Annotated in this window: 22 protein-coding genes; 12 read left to right on the top strand and 10 right to left on the bottom strand. The window is 66.9% G+C overall.

The window, feature by feature from the left end; all coding sequences use genetic code 11:
• Positions 1-5: 5 nt before the first annotated feature.
• From ACHL_RS06355 to ACHL_RS23765, 3 genes are read right to left on the bottom strand one after another with little or no spacing between them, the layout of a single operon-like run.
• Complete coding sequence (locus ACHL_RS06355) at positions 6-1,682, bottom strand: DUF5719 family protein (protein WP_015936479.1); 1,677 nt, start codon at positions 1,680-1,682, stop codon at positions 6-8.
• Positions 1,675-5,013 carry a glycosyltransferase gene (locus ACHL_RS06350; protein ID WP_015936478.1) on the bottom strand — a complete coding sequence of 1,113 codons (3,339 nt, stop codon included), beginning with the start codon at positions 5,011-5,013 and terminating at the stop codon, positions 1,675-1,677. The genes ACHL_RS06355 and ACHL_RS06350 overlap by 8 nt, the downstream gene beginning before the upstream one ends.
• A 29-nt stretch (positions 5,014-5,042) precedes the next feature.
• Entirely contained in the window at positions 5,043-5,576 is a 534-nt protein-coding gene (locus ACHL_RS23765; protein ID WP_015936477.1) for a WhiB family transcriptional regulator, read from the bottom strand.
• Between the two features lie 396 nt (positions 5,577-5,972).
• Between ACHL_RS23765 and ACHL_RS06340 the strand changes: the two genes are divergently transcribed.
• Positions 5,973-6,701: a TIGR03089 family protein gene (locus ACHL_RS06340; protein ID WP_015936476.1), complete on the top strand. Its 729-nt coding sequence runs from the start codon at positions 5,973-5,975 to the stop codon at positions 6,699-6,701.
• Positions 6,702-6,752: 51 nt separating this feature from the next.
• Here the strand turns inward: ACHL_RS06340 and ACHL_RS06335 are convergent, their stop codons facing one another.
• Positions 6,753-7,307 carry a GtrA family protein gene (locus ACHL_RS06335; protein ID WP_015936475.1) on the bottom strand — a complete coding sequence of 185 codons (555 nt, stop codon included), beginning with the start codon at positions 7,305-7,307 and terminating at the stop codon, positions 6,753-6,755.
• 223 nt (positions 7,308-7,530) lie between these two features.
• On the opposite strand from ACHL_RS06335, the gene ACHL_RS06330 reads away from it, so the two are divergent.
• From ACHL_RS06330 to manA, 4 genes are read left to right on the top strand one after another with little or no spacing between them, the layout of a single operon-like run.
• Entirely contained in the window at positions 7,531-8,679 is a 1,149-nt protein-coding gene (locus ACHL_RS06330) for a 5-(carboxyamino)imidazole ribonucleotide synthase (RefSeq protein ID WP_043793841.1), read from the top strand.
• Complete coding sequence (gene purE / locus ACHL_RS06325; protein ID WP_015936473.1) at positions 8,676-9,260, top strand: 5-(carboxyamino)imidazole ribonucleotide mutase; 585 nt, start codon at positions 8,676-8,678, stop codon at positions 9,258-9,260. The genes ACHL_RS06330 and purE overlap by 4 nt, the downstream gene beginning before the upstream one ends.
• 10 nt (positions 9,261-9,270) lie before the next feature.
• Positions 9,271-10,920: an LCP family protein gene (locus tag ACHL_RS06320; RefSeq protein ID WP_015936472.1), complete on the top strand. Its 1,650-nt coding sequence runs from the start codon at positions 9,271-9,273 to the stop codon at positions 10,918-10,920.
• Between the two features lie 50 nt (positions 10,921-10,970).
• Positions 10,971-12,248 carry a mannose-6-phosphate isomerase, class I gene (gene manA, locus ACHL_RS06315; RefSeq protein WP_015936471.1) on the top strand — a complete coding sequence of 426 codons (1,278 nt, stop codon included), beginning with the start codon at positions 10,971-10,973 and terminating at the stop codon, positions 12,246-12,248.
• On the opposite strand, the gene ACHL_RS06310 is transcribed toward manA, so the two are convergent.
• Both ACHL_RS06310 and glpX read right to left on the bottom strand, forming a co-directional pair.
• On the bottom strand, positions 12,245-13,288 hold the full coding sequence (locus ACHL_RS06310) for a lipid II:glycine glycyltransferase FemX (RefSeq protein ID WP_015936470.1): 1,044 nt from the start codon (positions 13,286-13,288) through the stop codon (positions 12,245-12,247). The two genes, manA and ACHL_RS06310, sit on opposite strands and share 4 nt — an antisense overlap.
• A gap of 79 nt (positions 13,289-13,367) precedes the next feature.
• Positions 13,368-14,390 carry a class II fructose-bisphosphatase gene (gene glpX, locus ACHL_RS06305; protein WP_171908945.1) on the bottom strand — a complete coding sequence of 341 codons (1,023 nt, stop codon included), beginning with the start codon at positions 14,388-14,390 and terminating at the stop codon, positions 13,368-13,370.
• A gap of 139 nt (positions 14,391-14,529) precedes the next feature.
• On the opposite strand from glpX, the gene ACHL_RS06300 reads away from it, so the two are divergent.
• The 5 genes from ACHL_RS06300 (at position 14,530) to ACHL_RS06280 (ending at position 19,961) form a co-directional block, all read left to right on the top strand.
• Positions 14,530-15,297 carry a DUF4245 domain-containing protein gene (locus ACHL_RS06300; protein WP_015936468.1) on the top strand — a complete coding sequence of 256 codons (768 nt, stop codon included), beginning with the start codon at positions 14,530-14,532 and terminating at the stop codon, positions 15,295-15,297.
• Positions 15,298-15,307: 10 nt separating this feature from the next.
• The gene (locus ACHL_RS06295) at positions 15,308-15,922 is read left to right on the top strand and encodes a carbonic anhydrase (RefSeq protein ID WP_015936467.1); all 615 of its coding nucleotides are present in this window, start codon (positions 15,308-15,310) and stop codon (positions 15,920-15,922) included.
• Between the two features lie 107 nt (positions 15,923-16,029).
• Positions 16,030-17,457 (top strand): class II fumarate hydratase, encoded by a 1,428-nt coding sequence (locus tag ACHL_RS06290; RefSeq protein ID WP_015936466.1) that lies wholly within the window; start codon positions 16,030-16,032, stop codon positions 17,455-17,457.
• Positions 17,458-17,589: 132 nt separating this feature from the next.
• Positions 17,590-18,261 carry a TetR/AcrR family transcriptional regulator gene (locus ACHL_RS06285; RefSeq protein WP_015936465.1) on the top strand — a complete coding sequence of 224 codons (672 nt, stop codon included), beginning with the start codon at positions 17,590-17,592 and terminating at the stop codon, positions 18,259-18,261.
• Complete coding sequence (locus ACHL_RS06280; protein WP_015936464.1) at positions 18,258-19,961, top strand: MDR family MFS transporter; 1,704 nt, start codon at positions 18,258-18,260, stop codon at positions 19,959-19,961. The genes ACHL_RS06285 and ACHL_RS06280 overlap by 4 nt, the downstream gene beginning before the upstream one ends.
• A 127-nt stretch (positions 19,962-20,088) precedes the next feature.
• On the opposite strand, the gene ACHL_RS06275 is transcribed toward ACHL_RS06280, so the two are convergent.
• Entirely contained in the window at positions 20,089-20,559 is a 471-nt protein-coding gene (locus ACHL_RS06275) for an NUDIX hydrolase (RefSeq protein WP_015936463.1), read from the bottom strand.
• Between the two features lie 47 nt (positions 20,560-20,606).
• Positions 20,607-21,167: a prepilin peptidase gene (locus ACHL_RS06270; protein WP_015936462.1), complete on the bottom strand. Its 561-nt coding sequence runs from the start codon at positions 21,165-21,167 to the stop codon at positions 20,607-20,609.
• Positions 21,168-21,226: 59 nt separating this feature from the next.
• Between ACHL_RS06270 and ACHL_RS06265 the strand changes: the two genes are divergently transcribed.
• Together ACHL_RS06265 and ACHL_RS06260 are read left to right on the top strand one after the other, a co-directional pair.
• Positions 21,227-22,021 (top strand): hypothetical protein, encoded by a 795-nt coding sequence (locus tag ACHL_RS06265; protein WP_015936461.1) that lies wholly within the window; start codon positions 21,227-21,229, stop codon positions 22,019-22,021.
• Between the two features lie 42 nt (positions 22,022-22,063).
• Complete coding sequence (locus ACHL_RS06260; protein ID WP_015936460.1) at positions 22,064-22,711, top strand: GNAT family N-acetyltransferase; 648 nt, start codon at positions 22,064-22,066, stop codon at positions 22,709-22,711.
• A 107-nt stretch (positions 22,712-22,818) separates the two neighbouring features.
• Here ACHL_RS06260 and ACHL_RS06255 read toward each other — a convergent pair whose 3' ends face one another.
• Complete coding sequence (locus ACHL_RS06255) at positions 22,819-24,237, bottom strand: PhoH family protein (protein ID WP_015936459.1); 1,419 nt, start codon at positions 24,235-24,237, stop codon at positions 22,819-22,821.
• Positions 24,238-24,475: 238 nt separating this feature from the next.
• Positions 24,476-25,237, bottom strand: coding sequence for an isoprenyl transferase (locus tag ACHL_RS06250; RefSeq protein ID WP_043793834.1), 762 nt, complete (start codon positions 25,235-25,237; stop codon positions 24,476-24,478).
• Between the last annotated feature and the right edge of the window lie 16 nt (positions 25,238-25,253).

Below are 25,253 nucleotides of genomic sequence, written 5' to 3'. Positions count from 1 at the left end.
GAGGTTCAGTAGCCCAGCGCTACAGGGACCGTTTCCTGGCCGGCGGCTGCGGCCTGGAATGGCAGGGATGAGACGTCGCTGCGGCCATCCTGTGTGACCAGGACCGCGCCGTATGCGGCGTCGCCGGAGGCGGAAACCACGTAGCCCACAACCTCGGCACCGTCCGCCTCGTTGGGGACGGTGATGGAGGCCGTTGTACCGCCGGCGATGTCGGCGGTGGCCGGTGCTTTTACCTTGCCGTCGGCGGTGATCGCGGCGTAGGTGATGGTGGCTCTCGTGTCGAGGGCGCCGAATACCAACTGGCGGGTGCCGCCCCTGGGCACCGCCACCACATGCTGGCTGCCCAGCCGGATTCCGGATGCCGCCCAGGCGACGTCCGACGGCTGGTTTACCTGCAGCCCGCGGGTGATGCGCGTTGCCGCCACGAAGGATACGTCCGACGACGCCGCTACCGTGTAGTTCCCGGCCGGTACCCCTGCCAGGGATACTTCGGTGATGGAATTGGCTTTGGCCGTGATCACGCCTCCGGAGGGCAGCGCCTTCTGGCCGTCCCGGCCATGGAGCTTGACCTCGACCACGGCGTCGGACGGCCCCGGGACGGTGATCTCCAGCGCGGGCGCGGCGTCCGCATACCCTGGCTTTGAGGTGAGCGCGGCGATGCCGGCAGCGTCCTGGATGTCCACACCGGTCATCACCTGGCGAACGGCGGGTGCGGTGCCGGGCGTGATGAAATCCACTCCCCCGGGTGTTAGGCCGCGCAGGACGCTCTGCTGGATGGCGGCTGCAATGGGACCTCCGGTGCTGCGGACACGGACACTCAGCTGTTCCTCGCCGGGCGCCAGGCCGGCCAGCACCACTGAACGGGTGGTTCCCGGCGCCACCAGCAGGCCACGGCTTCCCGGCGCCTGGATCTGCCCCTTGCCGCCGAACAGCTCGAGGCTGACGGTGGCGGGGCTGCTGGACGCATTACTCAGGACCAACACCGATGTCCGGCCTACGGTGGTACTGGCCCCGGCAAGCCATTGGTCGTTGGAGGGCTGCAGGCAGTTGGCCGCCGCGGAGCCCTGCAGGTCACCGTCCGTTGCCCTGAAGACCATGGCCCCCGCTGCGGAGGCCTTCTGGTTGGCGACGGCGTCGGCACTGAGGACTGACACCGAGTCCACCGTACGGCCTGACACCGTACCGGCCAGCAGTTCCTGCCGCGGACCTTCGGATGCCGCTGCGCCCGGAGCTTTGGCGATTTCGACGGCGGCGGCCCCGCCCAGCTGCGACAAGCGGCTTCCGGGTACCACCCCCGCCGTCCCCAGTACCGCGCCGGTCACGCTGGTGGCGGCGGTGTCCGACTCGGGGCTGAACTGAGGATCGGTCCCTGCTTCGGTGCCCTCCAGGAGGCGGGCCGGGCCCGGGCACACACCCACGCTGGTTCCGGCGGGAACAGCGGCAGCAGCAGGCTGGACGCTTCGGCTGGAGGCGGCGTTGGGCAGCAGCGAGCCTGCGGCAACGACGCCGCCGGCGCAGGCCAGGACCAGGACGGCTGTGGCAGCCCCGGCAAGGGCCGCTTTCCGCCGCTTTCCGCCGGCGGGGACGTCCGCCGTGCCGGAGTCTTTCAGTCCATGCTGTCCGTCCGGGTCCGTTCCGGATCCGGCTTCGTCCGCGGCGGGACGGGTGGGGTGCTCATGCATTCTGCTTTTCCTTACGCAGGGCGCCTTCGTCGCGTGACAGCCCGGTCCTGGGCCTGTTGACCGGCATGGGAATGGCGAGCATCACCGTCAGGCCGATAATGGTGACCTGGGCTGCTCCTACCCACCAGGACCAGGGGTTTTCGTAGCGGATCGTCAGGTGCCCGCCCGAAGCCGGCAGCGTGAACGCCTGCGCCCACCCGGAGGTGGTGGATGTGAGTTTCCGGCCATCGAGCCAGGCCGTCCAGCCGGCATCGGCGCGTTCGGCGAGGACCACCAGGCGGCCTTCCGGGCCGCCGTCAACGGATGCGTCGACGTCGTTCACGCCCGACGGCACCATGGCCAGGGTGGCACCGTTGCTGTCCGTTATCCGGACACGGTGGGCAACTTCCGCTGCCTGCGTGGCGGACTGGTTCCGGGGCGTGATGCGCCAAAGCCAGCCAACGTCCGTCTGTCCCACAGCCACAAGCCCCGGGACGGCGTCCATCCGGCTTGCGGTCAGTTGGGCCGCCGTATCGGCGGAGCGCAGGACCACGAATCCGGCGCCGAGCTTCTCAAGGTCTTCGCGCGGGTCAACGCCCTGCCCGGCAACCAGCGTGGCCACTACCCTGCGGACGGACGCCGTGACGTCGTCGTCCCCGCGCACCGTTTCGGCTCCCGCCGTCCCCGTGATGCTCCGGGCAGAGGCAATGGTGGACAGGCTGTCCAGGGTGGTTCCCGCACCACGCATCAGAGAAGCGTCATAGGTGCCGTCCTCGCGGGTGCCGATCAGCAGTGTCCGCGTCTGCTCAGCGCCGGTCCCGCGGTCGATTGCGGTGGCTGGAAGGGTGCGGGTACCGGCAGCCTCTACCAGCCTGGCGGTACCCAGCCCGGGTGTCCCGGATTCTTCGGGAACGGCCTGGGCCGCAGTAGCCGTGCCGGTCCGGAGCAGGTTTTGGGCAGACCACGCGGCCATGCCGGCCAGCGGTCCCGCCAGGAGGACCGCCATGCCCACTGCCACTGCCGCATTGGCCACCGCGGCAAGGCGCGGTTCCTTGGCGGCCGCCCGGCCCGCTGCGTTGAGGAGCCGTTCCGCGCCGAGCAGGCCCGCACCCAGGAACGCAAACGCAGCAGCGGAAACGGCCGGCCCGGTGAACGGGGTAACGAGGCTGTCCGCAGTGGCCCCGGTGGCCACCTGGGTGGCGAGCCATCCGCAGGCCAGCGCTGTGGTGGCCGCTGCCCAGAACGTCCGCGCCAACGCCGATCCGCGTCCCGGGGCGAGAAGGGCCCAGATGGCAAGGATCAGGACCGGTCCCGCCAGGAGGACCGTCAGCACGAGGGCCCACGGCAGCACGCCGTCCTCGAATAGCGGCAGCCCCACCAGCCCCTTGGCGGGGTCGAACGCCAGCGGCTGGCCCAGGAGCTGCTGCCAGAGCGGGGCAGCCTCAAAAGGCAGGGGCATGCCGGGGTCGGCAAGCAGGGCACGCGGCCTGTCCAGCACTGACATGCCGAACGGAATGAACAACGCAGCGCTCGGCAGGAGGGCCCACCAAACGGTGCGGCCGCGGCGGCCCATACGAAGCCCACAGAAAATGATGACCAGGGCTGCCGGGACCAGGAGGGAAGGTGCGGCAGCAACCGTGACGGCGAGGGCAAGTCCTGCCGCGGCCGCGGCGGTCCAGGAAGGCGTTCCGTTGATTCCCGGCCTGACGGCCGGTTTCTCGGCCGGGCGTGGGCCCGGCTGGGGCAGCGCATGACGGCCGTGGCCTACTGCTGAACCGGTGGCCCGCAGCAGGGCCAGCACGACCAAAGGAAGCATCAGGTGCGCCAGCAGTGCTCCGGCCCGCCCCTGGTTCAGGGCAACCTGCAATGCCGGCGCCGCCGACCAGAACAGCGCGGCAGCCAGGCGGAGGCGCCGCCGGGTGGTCAGCCCGCCCGCCGCGAACCAGGCCGTCAGCCCGGACAGTGGCGTGCCAAGGATGATGAGCCACGCCATGGCGGCGTTTGCGTTGCCGCCGCCCAGGACCCCCAGGGTCCACAGGACGTAATCGAAAGGGTCTCCGTGGCCGGGAAGTCCCGCACCAAGGCTGATCCACCAACCGGAGGCGTTCTGCCAGATGTCCCCCAGGCCAGTGGAGATGGGGATGAGGCCACCGCCGGACACAGCTTCCGCGCGGAGAAGGCCTGCCAGGCCCAACAGCGAGGCAAGGGAGGCGATGATAAAGGCGGCCAGGGCACCGTTGCCCACCCAGCCCCGCTTCCGGGTGGCCAGTGCGGCGAAATCGTCTGCGGAGTCACCCGTCGGCTGGTGCGCCAGGGGGTCCTGTTCAAGTTCATCTGCGGGGTTGTCGTCCGCGCCAATGGCTTCCATCAGGGACCGCCGGTGGCTCCAGACTTCCCGTCGCGGCGTCTGGAGCTTACGGATGACGGACCGGCGGATTCGCCGGGTCTGCCGCGCCGATTTCCTTGCCCGCGCAAGGGCCCGGGGCCGGGCCAAGGCGGCGAAGGTGGCCGCGAGTTGCGTTATTCCGTGGGCCGGGTCCTTCACCACGATGCTCAGTACCAGCCTGAAAAGGCTTCCGAGCAAGGCTCCCATGGCGTGCACCGGGACCATCCACAGCGGCGCGTGCTTCAGCCGCAGGTGTACCTGGGCTTTCCTGGCTGCTGCCGGGTTGCCCAGGCCGTGCGGCCTGTGCGCCACATGGAACATTCGAGCCGCCGGTACGACGACGACCCGGTTCCCAGCCAGGCGGTTGCGCCAGCAAAAATCGACGTCATCTCCGGTGCCCGGGAGCCCGGGGTCGAACCCGCCCAGCTGATCCCACACGTCCCGCCGCACAAGCATTCCCGCCGAGTTGACGGCAAAGGTGTCACTGCGGCCGTCGTACTGGCCCTGGTCCAGCTCGTCGGCGTCGATGAGCGTCAGCCGTTCCGCCCACCTGCTGGTGGACAGCCCGACGTCGATGAGCTTCCGTTCCTCGTGCCAGTCCAGTTGCTTGCAGCCGGCCACGGTCACGGACGGGGCACGTTCCACGGCACCGAGCAGTTCAGCCAGGGCTTCCGGGGCGGGGGCGGCGTCGTCGTGCAGCAGCCAGATCCACTCCGGTTTGCCGTCGGGCCTGCCTGCTCCGCCCGGGGCCAGTTCTGAAAGGGCTGCGGACACAGCGGCGCCCATGCCGCCCTTCCCATGATCATGGGAGACGACATGGGCTCGGCCCAACGTGTTCTCGAGAAGGAGCCGGGAGTCATCGCCGGACCCTGTGTCGACGCCTATCGCGTAGTCGACGGGCCGGGTCTGGTCCGCCAATCCTGCAAGCGTTCTGGGGAGATAGGCACTGCCGTTGTGGGCAACCACAACGGCAGTGACATGGACATCCTGGTGAATTAGACCGCTCGCTTCCTCAGTCGTCGGCGCTCACGCTCGGAAAGGCCTCCCCAGATGCCGAACCGTTCGTCATTGGCCAACGCGTACTCCAGGCACTGCGAGCGGACGTTGCACGCACCGCAGACCTTCTTGGCGTCACGGGTGGAGCCGCCCTTTTCCGGAAAGAACGCTTCAGGATCGGTTTGCGCACACAGGGCATCTGTCTGCCATCCCAGCTCGCCTTCGTCATCGAAGTCCTGCTGGAGCGGCAAGCCGATCCACACCGGCTGCACTGTTCCCGGTGCGGCCAGTTCCATGGGCGGGTCGAGTTCGTCTTCCGGCTCCGCGCCGCCATCGAGGAGGGCTTCGTGGGCGGCCAGGAATGCGGTGGCCTGGTCTTCAAGGGCAGTGCCGGTGTTGCTGTTGTACCGGTCCGCTGCGGCGGGATCGGCGGGATCCACGTACCAGTCGCTGGGCACCCCCCGCGCACGGTACCTTGCCGTAGCCTGTCCGGCCACGACGGCATCTTCCTGGATACGCTCTGCTTGCCCCACGGCGACCCTCCTGATGTTGCAGCCACTGCCTGGATACGTGGACACTCGGTTGTGTGCCGGTATTTACGCAGTTGCCTTTAGATACCTAATTACACGTGTGTAACTAGGGCGAGTCAAGCCGCAGCCGGGATAATAATCAGTGACCTCGGAGAACTACGTGCACGCCACGCCCGGGAATTTCTGCCCGCTGGAGCCGCTGCCCCTGCTCCCACCGGCCAAAAAGACGGAAAACGGGCTGGAATCGCTGCGGCCGCGCGAAAATAGCGCCCTTCACCCTAAATAGCAAGCCCGCTTACTACCTTGTGTGATAAAGATCTCACATGGCGCCAACGGCCACTGATGTCCCGACAGCCGGACCCTGATGACCGCCACCGCGGCCAGTGGCAGGATGGGTGCATGACTACTCCGGCAATCCAGCTGATGAACACCCTCCGCTCAGGCAACTCCACCGCCCCGCGGCTGACGTGGTACGGGCCCGAGGGCGAGCGCGTGGAACTTTCCGGCCGGGTGCTGGACAACTGGGTCGCGAAGACCAGCAACCTGCTGCAGGATGAGCTCGATGCCGAGCCCGGCATGAAGATCAGGCTGGCCCTGCCCCCGCACTGGAAGTCGATGGTGTGGGCCCTCGCCGCGTGGCAGCTGGGCCTCGAAACCATCCTGGATGATGGAGGCGCAGACTTCCTCGTCACTGCCGACCCCGACCTGCTGAACGGTAAGGCGGCCGGGCAGGCACCGGCAGGAGGAACCTACGACGCCGTCATCGCCGTCGCGCTTCCTGCCCTGGCCATGAAGTGGCCGGGTGAGCTCGTCGGCGGCTGCCTCGACTACGCAGCAGAGGTGCGCCTGCACGGAGATGTTTTCCTGGCGCATGCCGATCCCGATCCCCTGGCGCGCGCCATTTCAGGATCGGATGGCCGTGAGCACCTCCAGCAGGACCTGCTGGGGGGATTCGCCGCCAGCCATGACGACGGCGTTCGGCTGCATATTCCGGCCGCGGACGGCCTGGAGGCGGTGCTTTCGAATGCCCTCGGGGCATGGAAGCAGGACGGATCCGTAGTGGTCACCCACCCGGACGTCCAGCTGACTGACAAGCTGCTGGCCGCCGAACGCATCCACGGGAACTGACGCCGCGAGGCGTCGGCCGCGGGGCGCTACTAACAGGAGCGGCAACCGCCCCTAGGACTTGGCCGGACCGTCTACGGAGGGCTGCCGCTCGTTGTCTGCAGCCGGCGCACCGTGGTGGTGCACTTCGATGAGCTCGTGGTCATGCGAGAACGCCGGCTCTTCGTCCAGTTCCTTGTTGAACACGAGGAAGCGGTAGGCGAAGAAGCGCACCACGGTGGCCACCAGGATGCCCACCACACCGGCCAGGAACAGCAGGTTCTTGTCCGTGACGCCGAGCCCGTACTTGGCCAGTGCTGTGAACCCGGTGGAGATGCCGATGCCGATGCCGTTGATAATGACGAACATGACGAACTCGCGCAGGACATTGTCCTGGCGGCGGTGGCGGAAGGTCCAGAACCGGTTGGCGATCCACGAGAAGATGGTGGCCACCGTGGCGCCAACGAACCGAGCCTTGGCTTCGCTGTCCGTCATGGGGCCGTGCATGAGGTAATACGTCAGGCCGTTGTCGATGACGAAGGCCACACCGCCCACCGCCCCAAATTTGGCAACCTCGCGCCAAAACAGCGAAGCCAGGCCCCGGATGCGGTCTGCAAGTGCGGAAATCATGACCCTCCAAGGCCTTATAACGAGTGGGCCTCTTGGCCAGAGATCCATTTTAGCGCCTTGAACCTTGGAGCAGCCTCCCAATAATCCGCGCTTGAGGTGCCGCGTTACTCCGAATCTAGCTTTCCGCCACGGCCGGAAGCCGGGATATCCGGCGGTTTTCGGTAGGCTGGCAGATGTGACTTTTCCAGTAATAGGTGTTGTTGGCGGCGGCCAGCTTGCCCGAATGATGGCCCCAGCCGCGACTGCCCTCGGCTTCGAACTCCGAGTCCTGGCGGAAGGTGAGGACGTCTCGGCGGTCTCCGCGGTGTCCACTTCCCCGGTGGGAGACTACAAGGACCTGCAGACGCTCCTGGACTTTGCCAAGGACCTCGACGTCATGACCTTTGACCACGAGCACGTCCCGGCTGCCCACCTTCGGGCACTCCAGGAGGCCGGGGTCAATATCCAGCCTGGCCCCGACGCCCTCATCCACGCCCAGGACAAACTGGTGATGCGGGCAGCCATTGATCGGCTGGAGCTGCCCAACCCTGCCTGGGCCTCCGTTGACGACGTTGATGCGCTGGTGCGCTTCGGCGATGACACCGGCTGGCCGGTGGTCCTGAAGACTCCGCGCGGAGGCTACGACGGCAAGGGCGTCAGGATCGTGGGGTCGGCGGAGGAAGCGGCCGAAACAGCCGACTGGTTCGCCGCCATGAGCCCGCTGCTGGCGGAGGCCAAGGTGGAGTTCACCCGGGAGCTTTCAGCGCTGGTGGCCCGGACCCCCGACGGCGAGGCCCGCGCCTGGCCTGTTGTCCACACCATCCAGGTGGACGGTGTGTGCGACGAAGTCATCGCCCCGGCCCAGGACATTCCCGTGGAGGTCGCGGCAGCCGCGGAGGACGCCGCACTGCGGATCGCTGCGGAACTCGGTGTTACCGGTGTGCTGGCAGTGGAACTGTTCGAGACTCCCGGAACCGGGGCGGGTTTCCTGATCAATGAATTGGCGATGCGCCCGCACAACACCGGGCACTGGACCCAGGACGGGGCCGTGACCAGCCAGTTTGAGCAGCACCTGCGTGCCGTCCTGAACCTTCCGCTGGGCGCTACCGACGCGCTGGCTCCGGTAACTGTCATGAAGAACTTCCTGGGCGGCGACAACCAGGACCTGTATGCGGCGTTCCCGCAGGCCCTGGCCAGCGAACCGGCTGCCAAGGTGCACTGCTACGGCAAGTCCGTGCGGCCCGGCCGCAAGATCGGCCACGTCAATCTGGTGGGCGCCTCCACGGCGGAAGTAGAGTCAGTGCGGCGCCGGGCCGGAATTGTGGCCGGCATCATCCGTGACGGGCGGGTACCTGCAGAAGAGCCGCCCATGACTTTCGAGGAGAACGCATGAGCGCCCCCACCACGCCAACCACCGGATCCGCGGCAAGCCCCCTGGTGGGGCTGGTCATGGGCTCCGATTCGGATTGGCCCGTCATGGAAGCGGCCGCGGAAGCGCTGGCAGAGTTCGGCATCCCGTTCGAGGCCGATGTGGTGTCAGCACACCGGATGCCCACGGAGATGATCCGGTACGGCCAGACAGCCCACGAGCGCGGGCTTCGCGTGATCATCGCCGGCGCCGGCGGCGCGGCGCACCTGCCCGGCATGCTGGCCAGCGTCACTCCCCTGCCGGTCATCGGGGTACCTGTCCCGCTGAAGACGCTGGACGGCATGGATTCCCTGCTGTCCATCGTCCAGATGCCCGCCGGCGTGCCGGTCGCTACCGTCTCCATTGCCGGAGCCCGCAACGCAGGCCTGCTGGCCGTGCGCATGCTGGCTTCGGGGACTGACGAACTGGCGGCGTCCCTTCGCGCGGACCTGCTGGAGTTCGCCGCGGACCTCAACGCCGTGGCCTCCCGCAAGGGTGCCAACCTCCGGCAGAAGGTCAGCGAGGTCTTCGCCGAGGGCAGCGGAACACTGCGGGGCAACCGTTAGGACCGCCGGAATGTCCAGCAGCAAGGTCCCCCAGTCCGGGTCTGACACGTCCCTGACAGATCCCGTCCGGTACCCGGTCAGCGCTTCGCCGCCGGTGCGGACCAAGCGCGCGTTCGTCCTGATCCTGCTGACACTGTTCGTTCCGGGCAGCGCACAGCTCGTGGCGGGCGACCGCAAACTGGGGCGGACGGCGCTGCGCGTGACGCTCTGCGCCTGGGCGGCCATCGTCCTTGCACTCCTGCTGCTGCTTTTCAACCGGCCGCTGCTTATCAATTTCATCACCAACCAGTTCGCCTCGCTGGTGATCATCCTGGTCCTGGTGGCCCTCGCCGTGGGCTGGGCTGTCCTGTTTATCAACACCCTGCGCCTCATCCGGCCTGTGCTGCTGGTACCCGGCGCACGGCCGGGCGTCGGGATCGCCCTTGTGCTGGCGCTGGTCATCAGCAGCGGTTCCCTCGGCTACGCGGCCTACCTGCTCAATGTGGGGCGCAACGCCATCGGCAGCATCTTCTCGTCCGGCCCGGCCATCGATCCCGTGGACGGACGCTACAACTTCCTCATGATGGGCGGCGACGCCGGCGATGACCGCACCGGCCGCCGGCCGGACAGCCTGTCCGTGCTCAGCGTCGATGCCAAGACCGGGCAGACTGCCATCATCTCCATTCCCCGCAACTTCCAGAATGCCCGGTTCAGTGAGGGTTCGCCCATGCGTTCGGTCTACCCGGACGGCTACAACTGCGGCGACGAATGCCTGATCAACGCCATCAACACCGAAGTCACCAACCAGTACTCGGACCTATACCCGGGAGTTGCCGACCCCGGAGCCCAGGCCACCATGGAAGCGGTCTCCGGAACGCTGGGGATGCCCATCCAGGCCTACGTGCTGGTGGACATGGAAGGCTTCTCCACGCTCATTGACGCCATGGGCGGGATCAGGATCAAGGCCGGCGGCTGGGTCCCCATGAGCGGGTACTTCGACGAAGCCACGAAGACGCACGGCATGCCGCTCGGCTGGATCCCGGCCGGCGAACAGACCCTGAACGGCGACCAGGCGCTGTGGTACGGACGGTCCCGTGAATACGTTGACGACTACGCCCGGATCCAGCGCCAGCAGTGTGTTCAGCAGGCCATGCTTAAACAGCTTGATCCGGCCACCCTCCTCGCAAAATTTGAGGACATCGCCAAGGCCGGAACCAAGGTGGTGGACTCCAACATCTCCTCCTCGCAGCTGGGCAGCTTTGTGGACCTCGCCATGAAAGCCAAGGGCAAGGAGGCCAAGCGCCTCACCCTCGGCCCGCCGGACTTCGATGCATCGTTCTCCACGGTGCCGGACTTCGACCAGATCCACGAGCGCGTGGACCAGTTGCTGGCCTCCGCCTCCGGCGCCCAGTCGGCAGGGACGGCCGACGACGTCATGGCAGTACCGGCCGCGGGCGGCGGGCACGTCCAGGCATCAGGCAGCCGCTCCCCAGGCGTGTTGCAGGCCGGCGGGAGCACGGCGCAGCAGGCCACCCCGGCACCGTCGGACTTCACCCCGGTAACCACCACCCCCGAGGGCGAACCGATCACTGCGGAAATGCTGAACCAGCTCAAGAGCGAAGGCAACGAGGAAGCCATCCGGCAGCTCGTGGCAACGAACGGACAGTGCGCGCCGCTCTAGCGCACCCGTCGGACACGCCCTGACAGCCCTAACCAAGAAACGGAACGGTTTTGTACGAGATTGACAACGTCCTCCGGGACTACGCGTGGGGATCCACCACAGCCATCGCTGCCCTCCTGGGCCGGCCGGAGTCCGGCGCCCCCGAAGCTGAGCTCTGGATCGGCGCCCATCCTGACTCGCCGTCCACAGCCCATGTCCCGGAGGACGGGAGCACCACGCCGCTCGATGCGCTGATCACCTCGGACCCGGAGCACTTCCTGGGGGCGGAGTCCGTGGCACGCTTCGGGCCGCGCCTGCCGTTCCTGGCGAAGATCCTCGCCGCTGCCCAGCCGCTGTCCCTCCAGGTCCACCCCAGCCTGCAGCAGGCACAGGCCGGGTTCGCCCGTGAAAACGCCGACGGCGTGGCCCCGGATGCCCCGCACCGGAACTACCGGGACGATAACCACAAACCGGAAATGATCCTGGCGCTGACGCCGTTCGAGGCCCTTTGCGGCTTCCGGTCCGCAGCAGCCACCCGCGGAATCCTGCAGCATGTTGCGGACGCCGTCAGCCGTGACACGGGAAGCTCCGGGGATTCACGGCGTGAGGGCGCTGCCCTGCTGGCTGCCCTGCTTGAGGATCTCGACGGCGGAGCCCACGGCGGTGATGAGGGCACCGGCCTGCGGAGGGCCTTCGAGCGGCTCATCACCGGCGGGGAGAACGTCGCCACGGCCACGTCCCAGGTGGTTGCCGCACTGATCGGCGACAGCTTGGCGCCGTATGAGGCAGAACTCGGCACCGTTGTCAGCCTGAACGAGAAATACCCTGGCGACCCCGGGGTGCTGATCTCCCTGCTGCTGAACCGCCTCTCGCTGCAGCCGGGCGAGGCCGTTTACCTCCCCGCGGGCAATGTGCATGCCTACCTGCACGGCCTTGGGGTGGAGGTGATGGCGTCTTCGGACAACGTGCTGCGCGGTGGCCTCACGCCGAAGTACGTTGACGTTCCCGAACTGCTGCGGACCATCGACTTCAGCCCGGTGGCCGTCCCCATGCTGGAGACCGAACGCTCGGAGCTGGACCAGGAGCTCTTCCGGCCGCCCTTCGCTGAGTTCCAGCTCCAGCGCATTGAGCTCTCCCCCGGCGACGGCCCCGTGCCGCTGGCACAGTCCGGCGCAGCAGTGGTGATTGTGGTGGCCGGCGGAATCTACCTGGACTCGCCGAAGGGCGACCTGCGCCTGGACCGCGGCGCCAGCGCCTTCCTCGCCGCCGCCGAGGCTCCGGTGAACGTACACCTGGCCTCAGGAGGCGCCGAGTCAGCACTGGCGTTCGCGGTGACTACCGGCCTTTAGCCCCGGCGCAGCAGCGTCTGTGCCCGTCCGGCGGCGGCTTTGGCCAGCCGCCGGGCGGTCTGGAGCCCGCGGCGGGCCAGCGGCATCGCTTTCGAGTACGCCGGGTAGAACGGTGAGAGCGGCTTTTCCCAGGTTCCCAGCAGCATGTTCTCGTGCTTCGCAAACTGCTTCTTGAAGTCCGAGATGCCGTCGTTGAGCAGGCCGTTGAAGTCGTACCGGGAGCACCCGTCCTCCCGCATGGCCTGCAGGGCTGCCCATTTGACGCCGTAGTTCACGCGCTGCTTCTGCCCTTCGGCAGACACGCCGCCGTAGAGTTCAAACGCGGTGGCGCCGCTGCGGGCGAGCCAGACGAACGCCAGCAGCTGCTCGCCGTCGAACGCTCCAATGATGGGCGAACCGTCGCCGAGGTTCCGGAAGATGTCGCGGTAGTACTGGTCCTCGTGAATGCCAAATCCGGCACGCTCGGCTGTCTCGTGGTAGATGGCCAGGACCTGTTCAAGCTCCGACTCGTTCTTGACCTTGCGGAATTCAACCTCGCTGCGCATCGCCTTCCGGATATTGGCGCGGGTCGACTTCGACATCTCAGCCATGAGCTCGTCATCGGTCCGGGCAAGGTCCAGGATCAGGGTCCGGGGAATGAGCACCGTGTTGCTGCTTTCCCGGAAGCCGGCCCCGGCCACGGCTCCGGCGTACGCCGAGTCCCTGTCCCAGTCAGGTTCGATGCTCAGGGCCACGCCGCGGTGCCGGATGGCGGCGTGGTCAGCAAGGCTGTTGAGCACGGCCTGGGTGTCCGCCACCGAGCACATGGGGCCCCGGGGGATGTAGACCAGCGCGCGGAAGGGCAGCGGCAGGGGACGGACCAGCAGCTGGGCGGCTCCGACAGTGGTCTCGCCGTCCTTCAACAGCACCCGGTCCACCGACCACCCGTGCATGGCCTTGGTCTCTCCCCAGCCCCACAGCTGCTGCGGATGCCCGTTGAACGTGTCGACGGATTCGTCCCAGAGGGCGCGGTCAGTACAGGGCACAACAGCAGGAATCATGGCTTAAACCCTATACCAGCCTTTAACGGCGAAGCCCCGGAGCGCCGTTGGGCGCTCCGGGGCTTTGCGGGATCTGTGGTCAGCTCTTGCGGGCGTAGCCTTCCCACTTGCTGGCCTGGTGCTCGCCGTCCACGAAGCGGATGGTGCCGGACTTGGAACGCATCACGATGGACTGGGTGAGGACCTTGTCCTTGGAGTAGCGCACGCCGCGCAGCAGGTCGCCGTCGGTGATGCCGGTCGCCGCGAAGTAGCAGTTGTCGCTGGAGACGAGGTCGTTGGTGGAGAGGACCCGCTCGAGGTCGTGGCCGGCGTCGATCGCCTTCTGCTTCTCTTCGTCGCTGGTGGGCCACAGGCGGCCCTGGATCACGCCGCCGAGGGACTTGATGGCGCAGGCGGCCACGATGCCTTCAGGGGTGCCGCCGATGCCCATCAGGGCGTCAACACCGGTGCCGGAACGGGCCGCAGCGATGGCGCCGGCAACGTCGCCGTCCATGATGAACTTGGTGCGGGCGCCGGCTTCACGGATCTCCTCGACCAGCGGGCGGTGGCGGTCGCGGTCCAGGATCATGACGTTGAGCTGGTTGACCTTCACGCCCTTGGCCTTGGCGATCAGGTGCAGGTTCTGCTTGACGGGCAGGCGCAGGTCCACCATGTCCGCAGCTTCCGGACCGGTGACGAGCTTTTCCATGTAGAAGACGGCGGAGGGGTCGAACATGGAACCGCGCTCTGCCACGGCGAGGACGGCCAGGGCGTTGTTGATGCCCAGGGCGGTCAGCCGGGTCCCGTCGATCGGGTCAACAGCAACGTCGCACTCGGGTCCGGTGCCGTCGCCCACGCGTTCACCGTTGAACAGCATGGGGGCTTCGTCTTTTTCGCCTTCGCCGATGACCACCACGCCGTTGAAGTGGACGGTCTGCAGGAAGGAGCGCATTGCGTCGACGGCGGCACCGTCGGCGGTATTCTTGTCGCCGAAGCCCACCCAGTGTCCGCCCGCGATGGCTGCTGCCTCGGTGACGCGGACGAGCTCGAGGGCAAGGTTGCGGTCCGGCTCATCGTTGCCCACAGCAAGGGACGGTGAGATCGTGGAGTACTTCTGGGTCATGGACGCTGGTGACACGTTAACCTCTTCTTCGAGTGGCGATCATTGAACCCGTCCCGCCGGAGCAGCTGGACGGTGATTCCTCTGCTTTCGATCATAGTCGCGGGACGCGGTGCCGGACGGCGGATGACGCACACCCGCAATGTGCACGCACCCCGCAGGCCGTGCGCCGGCGGCCGCCGAATGGAAGTCCCATGCCGGCATGGGCGACTATGGAGGGGTGAACGAGATGCAGGAGAAAACCAGTCCAACCCCTGACCCGGCAGGAACCGGAGGCAGCGGCGGGGCCGGCGCCGGGGACGCAGGTACCCCCGTAAAGCCTGTCATTCCGGCAGCAGCGGCCAAGCGGGCGAACGCTTCGGTCATCGGCATGGTGATCGCCCTGGTGGTGAGCATCGCCGCGTTCCTTCCCGTCATTCTTATGAACCCCCTGCCCAAGAGCGACGGATACCGACCGGATATCGACGTCGCCGGCATCTCCCAACGGGCTGCGGATGTGGCGGGATTCACACCCGCGGCGCCTGATACCGGGAACGCGTTCCGCCCCAACTACGCGCGGTGGGAAGCGGGGACGGGCAGCGGCGTCCCCACATGGGAGGTGGGGTTCCTAACCCCCAAGGAATCCTTCATCGCCCTGGTGCAGACCAGCAAGGCCAACCCCACGTGGCTCCTGCAGCAGACAAAGAACGCCCCTGTGACCGGGACCCGCAGTGCGGGAGGCCAGGAGTGGGAGCTCCGGGACACCGGCAAGGGCGAGAAGTCGATGGTGCTGGATTACCGCGGCACCACCGTGATCCTCTCCGGTGCGGCGCAGCTGGACGAATTCGGCACCCTGGCCGACGCCGTCGTGAAATCCATGGACAGCAACCCGGCCGTCACAGTTTCACCTTCGGCGCCCGCGGCACCTTAATGTAGTAAGCGTGGCTACTAATCTGACTCCTGCACTGGCCTGGCGCCGCCTGCGCGAAGGCAACGAACGATTCGTCAACGGCGAGTCCTCGCACCCGAACCAAAACGCCGACCACCGGTCGTCCCTGGTGGAAACCCAGCATCCGTTCGCCGTGATCTTCGGTTGCTCCGACTCCCGACTGGCTGCGGAAATCATCTTCGACGTGGGCCTGGGTGACGTCTTCGTGGTGCGCACCGCCGGCCAGGTCATCGACGACGCCGTCCTCGGCTCGCTCGAGTACAGCGTCGGCGTGCTGGGGGTGCCGCTGATCGTCATCCTGGGCCACGACAGCTGCGGAGCCGTCACGGCCACCAAGTCGGCCGTGGAGACAGGCGAGATGCCCACCGGCTTCATCCGCGACCTCGTGGAGCGCATCACGCCCTCTGTCCTGACCTCGCTGCGCAACGGCCAGCCGGAGGTCAACGACATGGTGGTGGAGCACGTCAAGCAGACGTCCCAGCGCCTCGTGGACAGCTCGCGTGTGATTTCCGACGCAATCGAGGAAGGCCGCACTGCGGTCATCGGGCTTTCGTACCGGCTGGCCGAGGGCCGCGCCGACCTTGTTTCCGGAATCGGCGAGCTCTAGCAGCCATTGGCGGACCCGCAGAGCGGGCCCCGGGACGGCCGGCCAGGCCGCTCCGGGGCCCGCTTCACGGTTTTCGATGGGGCGGCCGGGAGCCATAAGCTAGCCCCATGACTTCCACTGAAGAGTTCCGCATTGAACATGACACGATGGGCGAAGTCCGCGTCCCCGTGAACGCACTGTACCGCGCGCAGACGCAGCGGGCAGTGGAGAATTTCCCCATCTCCGGCAAGACCCTGGAGCGCACCCACATCGAGGCGCTGGCACAGGTCAAGAAGGCAGCCGCCCAGGCCAACGCAGAACTGGGCGTGCTCGACGGCGAGCTGGCCAAGGCTATTGCCGACGCTGCCGATGAGGTGGCAGCCGGCAAGTACGACGGCGACTTCCCCATCGACGTTTTCCAGACCGGTTCCGGTACCTCCTCGAACATGAACACCAACGAGGTCCTGGCAGAGCTGGCCACCCGTGCGCTGAAGGCCGCCGGCAGTGACAAGGTTGTCCACCCGAACGACCATGTCAACGCTTCGCAGTCCTCCAACGACGTGTTCCCCACGTCCGTCCATGTGGCCGCAACCTCGGCGCTGATCAACGACCTGATCCCCGCCCTGGGCTACCTGGCCGAATCGCTGGAGCGGAAGGCCGTTGAGTTCAAGGACGTCGTCAAGTCCGGCCGCACGCACCTGATGGATGCCACCCCCGTGACCCTGGGCCAGGAGTTCGGCGGCTACGCCGCACAGGTCCGCTACGGCATCGAACGCATCAACGCCGCACTCCCCCGCGTCGCAGAGGTTCCGCTGGGCGGCACCGCCGTGGGCACCGGCATCAACACCCCCGCCGGTTTCCCGGAGCGGGTCATCGAACTGCTCGCCACGGACACCGGCCTGCCGCTGACCGAGGCCCGCGACCACTTCGAGGCACAGGCCAACCGCGACGGCCTGATCGAGGCGTCCAGCCAGCTGCGCAACATCGCCATTTCCTTCATGAAGATCAACAACGATCTCCGCTGGATGGGTTCCGGCCCCAACACCGGCCTCGGCGAAATTGCCATCCCGGACCTGCAGCCCGGTTCGTCGATCATGCCCGGCAAGGTCAACCCGGTCATCTGCGAGGCCTCCATCATGGTGGCCGCCCAGGTCATCGGCAACGACACCGCCATCGCCTGGTCCGGCACCAACGGCGCCTTCGAGCTCAACGTCGGCATCCCGGTCATGGCCGCGAACCTGCTCGAGTCCATCCGCCTGCTGGCCAACACCAGCCGCGTGATGGCGGACAAGATGATTGACGGCATCACCGCCAACGTGGAGCGCGCCCGCTTCCTGGCCGAGGCCTCCCCCTCGATCGTCACGCCGCTGAACAAGTACATCGGCTACGAGAACGCCGCCAAGATCGCCAAGATCGCCGTCAAGGAAGGCCTGACCATCCGCCAGGCCACCGAGAAGCTCGGCTTCGTCGGCGAAGGCGAAGGAAAGGTCTCCGAGGCCGACCTCGACAAGGCACTGGACGTCACCACCATGACGGCTCCGGCGCACAAGGCCTAAAGCACTTAGCGCCCGACGGCGGCCGGTCACCTTTCGAAAGGAAAGGTGACCGGCCGCCGTCGTACTTTAACCTCCTCCGGCCCGGTCTAAGCNNNGTTGCNCCNTTGCCAAGTTAGTGCAAAACTTTACTCTGTGACTGATAGTGCAAACCCTGACCCTGGCCTGCGGGAACGCAAGCGTGCCGCCACCCGGACCGCCATCACCGCCGCCGCCAGGGACCTGACCTCGGCGCGGGGCCTCAACGGCTACACCGTGGAGGAAGTCTGCGAGGCGGCCGGCATCTCACGCCGGACCTTCTTCAACTACTTCCCCACCAAGGAAGACGCAATCATCGGCCACGCCGAGGACGACGTTCCCGCGGACGTCATCGAAGAATTCGTCGCCGGTGCCGCGGGCTCCCCCGCAGGCGAAATCTCCCCCACGCTGTTCCAGGACCTGGTCACGCTCTCGCTGCGGCTGGCGGAGGACATGACCGAGTCCGAGGAAGAGACCCGCCAGCTGATCGGGGTGGTCAAGAAGGAGCCCCAGCTCATCCTGCGGATCATCGGGGTGACGGAACAGCGCGAGGCGCAGTTCGCCCGGGACGTCGCGCGGCGTGAAGGCGTGGCGCCGGACCACCCCGTGGTGCAGATGGCTGTGGTCCTGCTCAGCACCATCGCCCGCAAAAGCAGCATGGCCTACTTCTCCGACGGCAATACCCGCAGCTACCCGGAACTGCTGCTGGAAAACATCTCCGCAGCAAGCCTGCTCTTCTCCCAACCATTCGACAGCACGGCCAGCGCCGCAGCAGAAGGAAACGCATGAGTACCGCAACCGCCACACCGCCGGCAGGGCCCCTGCTGCTGACCCAAAAACGCATCTGGATCATCTTCTCGGCCCTGATCGCCGGGATGCTGCTGTCCAGCCTTGACCAGACCATTGTCTCCACCGCCATGCCCACCATCGTGGGCAAGCTTGGCGGGGTGGAGCACCAGGCGTGGATCACCACCGCCTACCTGCTGGCCACCACCATCGTGATGCCCATCTACGGGAAATTCGGTGACATCCTGGGCCGGCGCAACCTGTTCCTCGTGGCCATCGCCCTGTTCACCCTCGCCTCACTGGGCTGCGCCCTGGCCACGGACTTCTGGGGCTTCGTCATCTTCCGTGCCATCCAGGGCCTGGGCGGCGGCGGCCTCATGATCCTTTCCCAGGCCATCATCGCCGACATCGTCCCGGCCAAGGACCGCGGCAAGTACATGGGCCCGCTGGGTGCCATCTTCGGCCTGTCCGCCGTGGCCGGGCCGCTGCTGGGCGGCTTCTTCGTGGACCACCTCACCTGGGAATGGGCCTTCTACATCAACATCCCTGTTGGCCTGGCCGCCTTCGCCATCGCCTGGTTCGCCCTGACGCTGCCCAACAAGAAGGCCGAAAAGCGGATCGATGTCCTGGGCGTCGTCCTGCTCTCGGTCGCCACCACCTGCCTGATCTTCTTCACCGACTTCGGCGGCAAGAAGGACGAGGGCTGGGATTCACCCCTCACCTGGGCCTTCGGAGCCGGCCTGCTGGTGTCCGCCGCCGCGTTTGTCCTGGTGGAGCGCCGTGCGGAAGACCCCATCATCCCGCTCAGCCTGTTCCGCAACCGTATCTTCATCAACGCCACCGCCATCGGCTTCACCCTGGGCCTGGGCATGTTCTCGGCCATCGCGTTTGTCCCCACGTTCCTGCAGATGTCCTCCGGCACCTCCGCCGCCGAGTCCGGGCTCCTCATGCTCCCAATGATGGCCGGCCTGATGGGAACCTCCATCTACTCGGGCATCCGGATTTCCAAAACGGGCAAGTACAAGATGTTCCCCATCCTGGGTGCCGCGCTCACGATGGCCGCCATGCTGTGGATGACCACGCTGGCCGCGAGCACCCCCATCTGGGTGATCTGCGTGCAGCTGTTCGTGTTCGGCGCGGGGCTGGGCCTCATCATGCAGGTAGTGGTGCTGGTGGTCCAGAACTCCGTGCCGGCGGAACAGATCGGCACCGCCACCAGCACCAACAACTACTTCCGCGAGGTGGGCGCCGCCATGGGCGTGGCGATCTTCGGATCCCTGTTCACCACCCGCCTCTCCGAGTCGCTGACCAGTGCCTTTACCGGCGCGGGAGCTTCGGCCGAGCAGGCATCCCAGTCCACCAGCACCCTGGACCCGCAGGCCATGAACCAGCTCCCGGAACAGCTGCGGGACGCGATCGTCAACGCCTACGCTGACTCGCTGGCCCCGGTGTTCTGGTACCTGGTGCCGTTCATCGCCATTGCCCTGCTGCTGGCCATCACCCTCAAGCAGATCCCGCTGTCCGATACTGCCGGCATGGTGGCCCGCGGCGAAGCCGTCGGCGGCGAGGAAGCTGAGCGGATGGCCGCCGGCCTGCCCGGCGTTTCCGCAGGCCAGCAGGCTCCCGCAGAGGAGGCCCTGGAGGGCGGCGACACGGCCATGGCACGGGACGACGACGGCGAGCTGGTCTCACAGGGCCGCTGACCGCCGTCGTACGCACCACCGCCGCACCCGGTCCGCGTGCAGCGGATGAGCTGACAGGGACGCCGCAATCTTTGGGGGTTGCGGCGTCCCTGTTCGTGTCAGCGGCCCGCCGGGCGAGGCGCAATTTTCAGGGCTCGTAATGCACGGCGTCATGGGGCGCAAGCGCCCGTTCGATACTCTCACGGTCCCGCGGCCGGATGTCCGGCAGGCCGTCGATGGGGAACCAGCCTACGGCCAGGGATTCGTCATCGTTGACCCGGGGCTCGCCGGACACGTGGCGGCACCGGAACACGATGTCCAAAAAGTCGCACACATCCCCGTTGGGGAAGGTGACGGGGCCGGAGACGCCGACGGAAACCATGCGCTCGGTCTCCGCCACCACCGCGGTCTCCTCGAAGATTTCCCGCACCAGCCCGGGGCCCGGGTGCTCCCCCGGGTCCAGCAGGCCCGAAATCAGGGCCCAACGGCCGTTGTCAGCCCGCTGCCCCAGCAGGATGTGCCCGTCGTCATTGACCACCACACCCCGCACTGCGGGAATCCAGAGGGGATCGTGGCCGATTTTTTCACGGATTTTGAGGATGAATTCGGGCGCTGCCATGGCTTCAGCCTAGCGGCCGCGCGGCGTGGCCAGACCCTTCGGCGGTGTCAGGCGGCCGGCAGCAGGAGCATCGCGGCGGCGGTGCCGGCCAGCATGAACGGGCCGAAAGGAATGGCGGATTTGAGGCTGCCGCGGCGGGTGGCAAGCAGGCCGAGGCTCCAGAGGCCGCCCAGGAGGAATGCTGCGAACGTTCCGGCGAAGACGTGCCCCCAGCCGAGGTAGCCCAGATACATGCCGAGGACGCCGGCGAGCTTCACGTCACCGAATCCCATGCCGGGCGGATACACCAGGCGGAGGACGAAGTAGAACAGCCACAGCACCGCTCCCCCCGCGAGGACACGGCCGCCGGGCAGGCCGAAAAGCCTGGCACCGCCGTCGGGTACGGCCCCCGCGTCCGCCCCTGCCACCAGGACCGTAGCCACCGCGGCGAGCAGGAGCACTCCGGCCACGCCATAAGACGGGAAAACGATCCGGTTGGGCAGCAGGTGGTGGCGGACATCGATCACCGTCAGGCGCGCTGCCATCACTACAAAGTAAAGGCACGCCGCCAGCACCAGCCAGAACGCGAGGGGGGTGTCCAGCCACAGGTCGCCGAGTCGTCCGATCACCCCTCGGATGCTACTGGAATTCCCCTGCCCGCCCCACCGTCTCCGCGTAAACTGTGGATATGTCAGCCTGGGATTCCCGGCGGCGCCCGGACCCTAACGGCGGCGCATCCCCCTCAGATCCCCCCGCCATGTTCCGCAGCCTGTGCCGGTCTTCTCCGTGGAAGTGGCAATCCCTTCGCTTTGAATACTGGGATGAGCCATTCGATGCAGCACCGGCTCCGGGGGCTTCCCTGGTCCGGGCGTGGCTCCGGCGGCCCGGTGCGCTGCGGCTGGAGAGCCCCGAAGGGCTGGTCCTCCACAGCACCACGGGGATCAACGATTCCCGGGATGGCCTCTACGTCAGTTCTACCCGCAAGTCCTGGCTCCTCCCGCCGCATCTGGTCTCCCCGGTGTACGGCGCGGCCGGACTGGTGAAACGGCGTCCGGAGGCAGCCTACGGTGAGCCCGGGTTCGGCAACGGGCGGTTCTCCGCTGCACTGGACCCGGTGGAGCTTGCCGGCAATTCCCCTGCTCCGCTGGAGTTTCCGGGCAGCAATCCGGTACAGGTGGCGGACGTGCGCACGCTGGACCACGAGGGCAGGCCTGCCGTGGAGGCCGTGGTGGTTCCCACCCCCGCTTACCAACCCTGGGATCCGGCGGCTCCCCTGTGCCTTGCCGGCCGCACCCTTGTGCGGGTGGACCTTGGCACGGGCGTCTGCGTGAACAGCCGTTCGCTGGAGCTCGAAACCGAAGGCTACGGACACTGGCTGCGGATCCTCGGCGTTGACGAGTACATGCTGGACGACCTTTTCCTCGCCGAGTCGATGAACCTCACCGACGTCCGCCGGCACATCAGCTGGGACATACCGGCCTGAACGTGACAGGCCGTGGTACACACCATCGGCTAGGCTTCGCGGATGATTAGCATGAGCTCCATCTGGCCGCTGTACGACCTGAAACTGACTACGCCCCGGCTGGAGCTCCGTCCCATCACTGACCAGGACATCCCGGCAGCCGTTGCCGCTGCCCGCAGCGGCATCCACGAACCCGGCCGGAACCCGTTCAGCACGGCATGGGCGGAGGCTCCCCTGGCGGAAATGGGGCCGCGGATGGCCCAGTGGCAGTGGCGCCTTCGGGCTGGATGCACCCCGGAGGACTGGACGCTGCTCCTGGGCATCTGGCACGAGGAGCAGTTCATCGGCTGCCAGGACGTGGGCGCCAAGGACTTCGCCCTGTTGAAAACCGTCTCCACCGGATCGTGGCTCAAGCAGTCCGCCCAAGGCCGGGGCCTGGGCGCGGAGATGCGTGCCGCCGTCGTGCTCTGGGCGTTCGACTGGCTCGGCGCAGACGTGGCCGAATCCGAAGCCGCGGACTGGAACGCAGCCTCCCTCGGGGTCTCCCGCACCCTCGGCTACGAATTGAACGGGACCACCCGGAAGGCGTGGGGCACGCAGGTTGAGACGGTCCAAAAAGTCCGGGTCACCCCCGAAACCCTCAAGCGCCCAGACTGGACCCTCCAGGTAGAAGGCCACGAAGCAGCAGCGAAGTTCCTGCACGTCACCTGAGTGCCGGCCAGTGGTTCGGCTCGTCCGCGGGTGCGCCTTCCGGCAGCGTGCGTCAGAGGCGAGGAACGAGCCAGCACGCAGAGGAAGGGGCACCCGCGCATACCCAGCTACCCCTCCAGGAGTTCCGTCACCAGGGCGGCGATCGGGGACCTTTCCGAGCGGGTCAGGGTGATGTGGCCGAAGAGCGGGTGGCCTTTCAGGGTTTCGACGACGGCGGCGATTCCGTCGTGGCGGCCGACGCGGAGGTTGTCGCGCTGGGCGACGTCGTGGGTGAGTACGATCTTCGAGTTCTGGCCGATGCGGCTCATGACTGTCAGCAGGACGTTCTTTTCGAGGGACTGGGCCTCGTCCACGATGACGAAGGCGTCGTGCAGGGAACGGCCGCGGATGTGGGTGAGGGGCATGACCTCGAGCATTCCGCGGTCCATGACTTCCTCCACCACTTCCTGGCTGACCAGCGCGCCAAGCGTGTCGAAGACGGCCTGGGCCCAGGGGTTCATCTTTTCGGACTCGGAACCCGGCAGGTAGCCGAGTTCCTGGCCGCCCACGGCGTAGAGGGGGCGGAACACGATGACCTTGCGGTGCTCGCGGCGTTCCAGGACCGCTTCGAGGCCCGCACACAGCGCCAGTGCCGATTTGCCGGTCCCGGCCCGCCCGCCGATGGAGACGATGCCGACGGAGGGGTCCATCAGCATGTCGATGGCGAGCCGCTGCTCGGCGGACCTGCCATGGAGTCCGAACACGTCCCGGTCGCCCTTGACCAGCCGTACCTGCTTGTCCGCACCTACCCTGCCGAGGGCTGAGCCCCGGTTGGACAGCAGGACCAGCCCGGTGTTGACCGGCAGTTCCGCGGCCGCGGGGATGAATACCGGTTCGTGACCGTAGAGGGTGGAGATCTCTTCCTCGTTGGCCTCCACTTCGGCCACCCCAGTCCAGCCGGAGTCCTTGACCAGCTCGTTGCGGTACTCATCCGCCGTCAGCCCCATCGCCGAGGCCTTGACGCGCATCGGCAGGTCCTTGGACACCACGGTGACGTCCTTGCCTTCGTTGGCGAGGTTCTTCGCGACGGCGAGGATGCGGCTGTCGTTGTCGCCGCTGCGGAACCCGAGCGGAAGCACCTCGGCGGAGATGTGGTTGAGCTCCACCGTGAGCGTCCCGCCGTCGTCACCGATGGGGATGGGCTGGTTCAGGCCGCCGTGCTTGACCCGGAGGTCGTCGAGGAGCCGCAGGGCCGTGCGGGCAAAGTAGCCCAGCTCGGGGTCGTGGCGTTTTGCTTCGAGCTCGGTGATCACCACGATGGGGACGATGACTTCGTGTTCGGCGAACCGCAGCAGCGCTCGGGGGTCCGAGAGGAGGACGGAGGTGTCGATCACGAAGGTATGGATCAGGGAATCCCTTCCGGAGACGGCAAAACCGGCCGCAGCATCAGTTGCCGCGCCGGTTTGTTCAGTGGCTCGCACAGTGCGAGAGGTAGCTGTTCCTGCCTGGCCTGAAAGGACCTCGTGCAGTTTTTCAGAAGTAGCCACATCGACTCCAGCCCCGGGCCCCAGCCCGGCCTTGTTATTGGTGAGGCGGCTCGGCCAGGAGGCCGGGTCCGGCCTCCCATACAACTGGTGCGATGTTTCGCTCCATGTACTGGCCTCCCCGATCAGCCGGCGGTTTGCCTGCTGATGGATATAACGTAAATCCAGCCCCGGGCATTTCCGCAACCATTACGCGGCGATTCCTGTTGCGGTGATGTGAAATTCGGGTGAACCGGCAGTGTCAGGAGCCGTAGCGGCGTTGCCGGCCCGCGTAGTCACGCAGCGCCCGCAGGAAGTCCACCTTGCGGAATGCAGGCCAGAGTGCCTCGCAGAAATAGAACTCGCTGTAGGCGCTCTGCCACATGAGGAACCCCGAGAGCCTCTGCTCGCCGGAGGTGCGGATGACGAGGTCCGGGTCGGGCTGGCCTCGGGTGTAGAGGAACCGCGAGATGTCATCAACGCTGAGTTCGTCGGCAAGCTGGTTGATGTCGGCGCCCTTGGCCACGGCGTCGTGCAGCAATTCACGGACTGCGTCCACGATTTCACGGCGGCCGCCGTATCCCACGGCCACATTTACGTGGATCTTTTCGTGGACGGGGGTCCGTGCAGTCAGTTTGTTCAGGCGCTCGGCAAGGTAGCCGGGAAGCAGTTCCGGTGCACCCATGGCATGGACGGAAATGTTCTCGTCCTCGTCCAGCCGGTCCAGGGTGTTGGCGATGATGCCCATGAGGAGGTCCAGTTCCTCACTGGACCTGTTCATGTTGTCCGTGGACAGCATGTACAGCGTCACCACTTTGACGCCGAGCTCCCGGCACCAGCCCAGGAACTCGTGGATCTTATCCGCGCCGGCCTGGTGGCCCTGGCTGGTGGGTGCATTGAACTGTTTGGCCCAGCGCCGGTTGCCGTCCACCATCACACCGATGTGCCGCGGGATGCGGTCCCGGGAAAGGTCCTTGAGCAGCCGTCGCTCGTAATAGCCATAGAGGAACCCGGGCAACTCCACGCGTCCACTCACCTGA

This window comes from Pseudarthrobacter chlorophenolicus A6, assembly GCF_000022025.1.
GTDB classification, from domain to species: Bacteria; Actinomycetota; Actinomycetes; order Actinomycetales; family Micrococcaceae; genus Arthrobacter; species Arthrobacter chlorophenolicus.
The sequence above is the reverse complement of the archived record's forward strand: the minus strand, read 5'-3'. Positions and strand labels throughout refer to the sequence as shown.

What these genes read in the sequence shown, in the direction of transcription:
- purE (WP_015936473.1), top strand. Translation starts at nt 8,676, where the DNA reads ATGAGCGCCCCCACCACGCCAACCACCGGATCCGCGGCAAGCCCCCTG.
- ACHL_RS06340 (WP_015936476.1), top strand. Translation starts at nt 5,973, where the DNA reads ATGACTACTCCGGCAATCCAGCTGATGAACACCCTCCGCTCAGGCAAC.
- ACHL_RS06280 (WP_015936464.1), top strand. Translation starts at nt 18,258, where the DNA reads ATGAGTACCGCAACCGCCACACCGCCGGCAGGGCCCCTGCTGCTGACC.
- ACHL_RS06265 (WP_015936461.1), top strand. Translation starts at nt 21,227, where the DNA reads ATGTCAGCCTGGGATTCCCGGCGGCGCCCGGACCCTAACGGCGGCGCA.
- ACHL_RS06275 (WP_015936463.1), bottom strand. Translation starts at nt 20,559, where the DNA reads ATGGCAGCGCCCGAATTCATCCTCAAAATCCGTGAAAAAATCGGCCAC.
- ACHL_RS06300 (WP_015936468.1), top strand. Translation starts at nt 14,530, where the DNA reads ATGTGCACGCACCCCGCAGGCCGTGCGCCGGCGGCCGCCGAATGGAAG.
- ACHL_RS06290 (WP_015936466.1), top strand. Translation starts at nt 16,030, where the DNA reads ATGACTTCCACTGAAGAGTTCCGCATTGAACATGACACGATGGGCGAA.
- ACHL_RS06260 (WP_015936460.1), top strand. Translation starts at nt 22,064, where the DNA reads ATGATTAGCATGAGCTCCATCTGGCCGCTGTACGACCTGAAACTGACT.
- ACHL_RS06355 (WP_015936479.1), bottom strand. Translation starts at nt 1,682, where the DNA reads ATGCATGAGCACCCCACCCGTCCCGCCGCGGACGAAGCCGGATCCGGA.
- ACHL_RS06330 (WP_043793841.1), top strand. Translation starts at nt 7,531, where the DNA reads ATGATGGCCCCAGCCGCGACTGCCCTCGGCTTCGAACTCCGAGTCCTG.
- ACHL_RS06320 (WP_015936472.1), top strand. Translation starts at nt 9,271, where the DNA reads ATGTCCAGCAGCAAGGTCCCCCAGTCCGGGTCTGACACGTCCCTGACA.
- ACHL_RS06310 (WP_015936470.1), bottom strand. Translation starts at nt 13,288, where the DNA reads ATGATTCCTGCTGTTGTGCCCTGTACTGACCGCGCCCTCTGGGACGAA.
- ACHL_RS06335 (WP_015936475.1), bottom strand. Translation starts at nt 7,307, where the DNA reads ATGATTTCCGCACTTGCAGACCGCATCCGGGGCCTGGCTTCGCTGTTT.
- glpX (WP_171908945.1), bottom strand. Translation starts at nt 14,390, where the DNA reads ATGACCCAGAAGTACTCCACGATCTCACCGTCCCTTGCTGTGGGCAAC.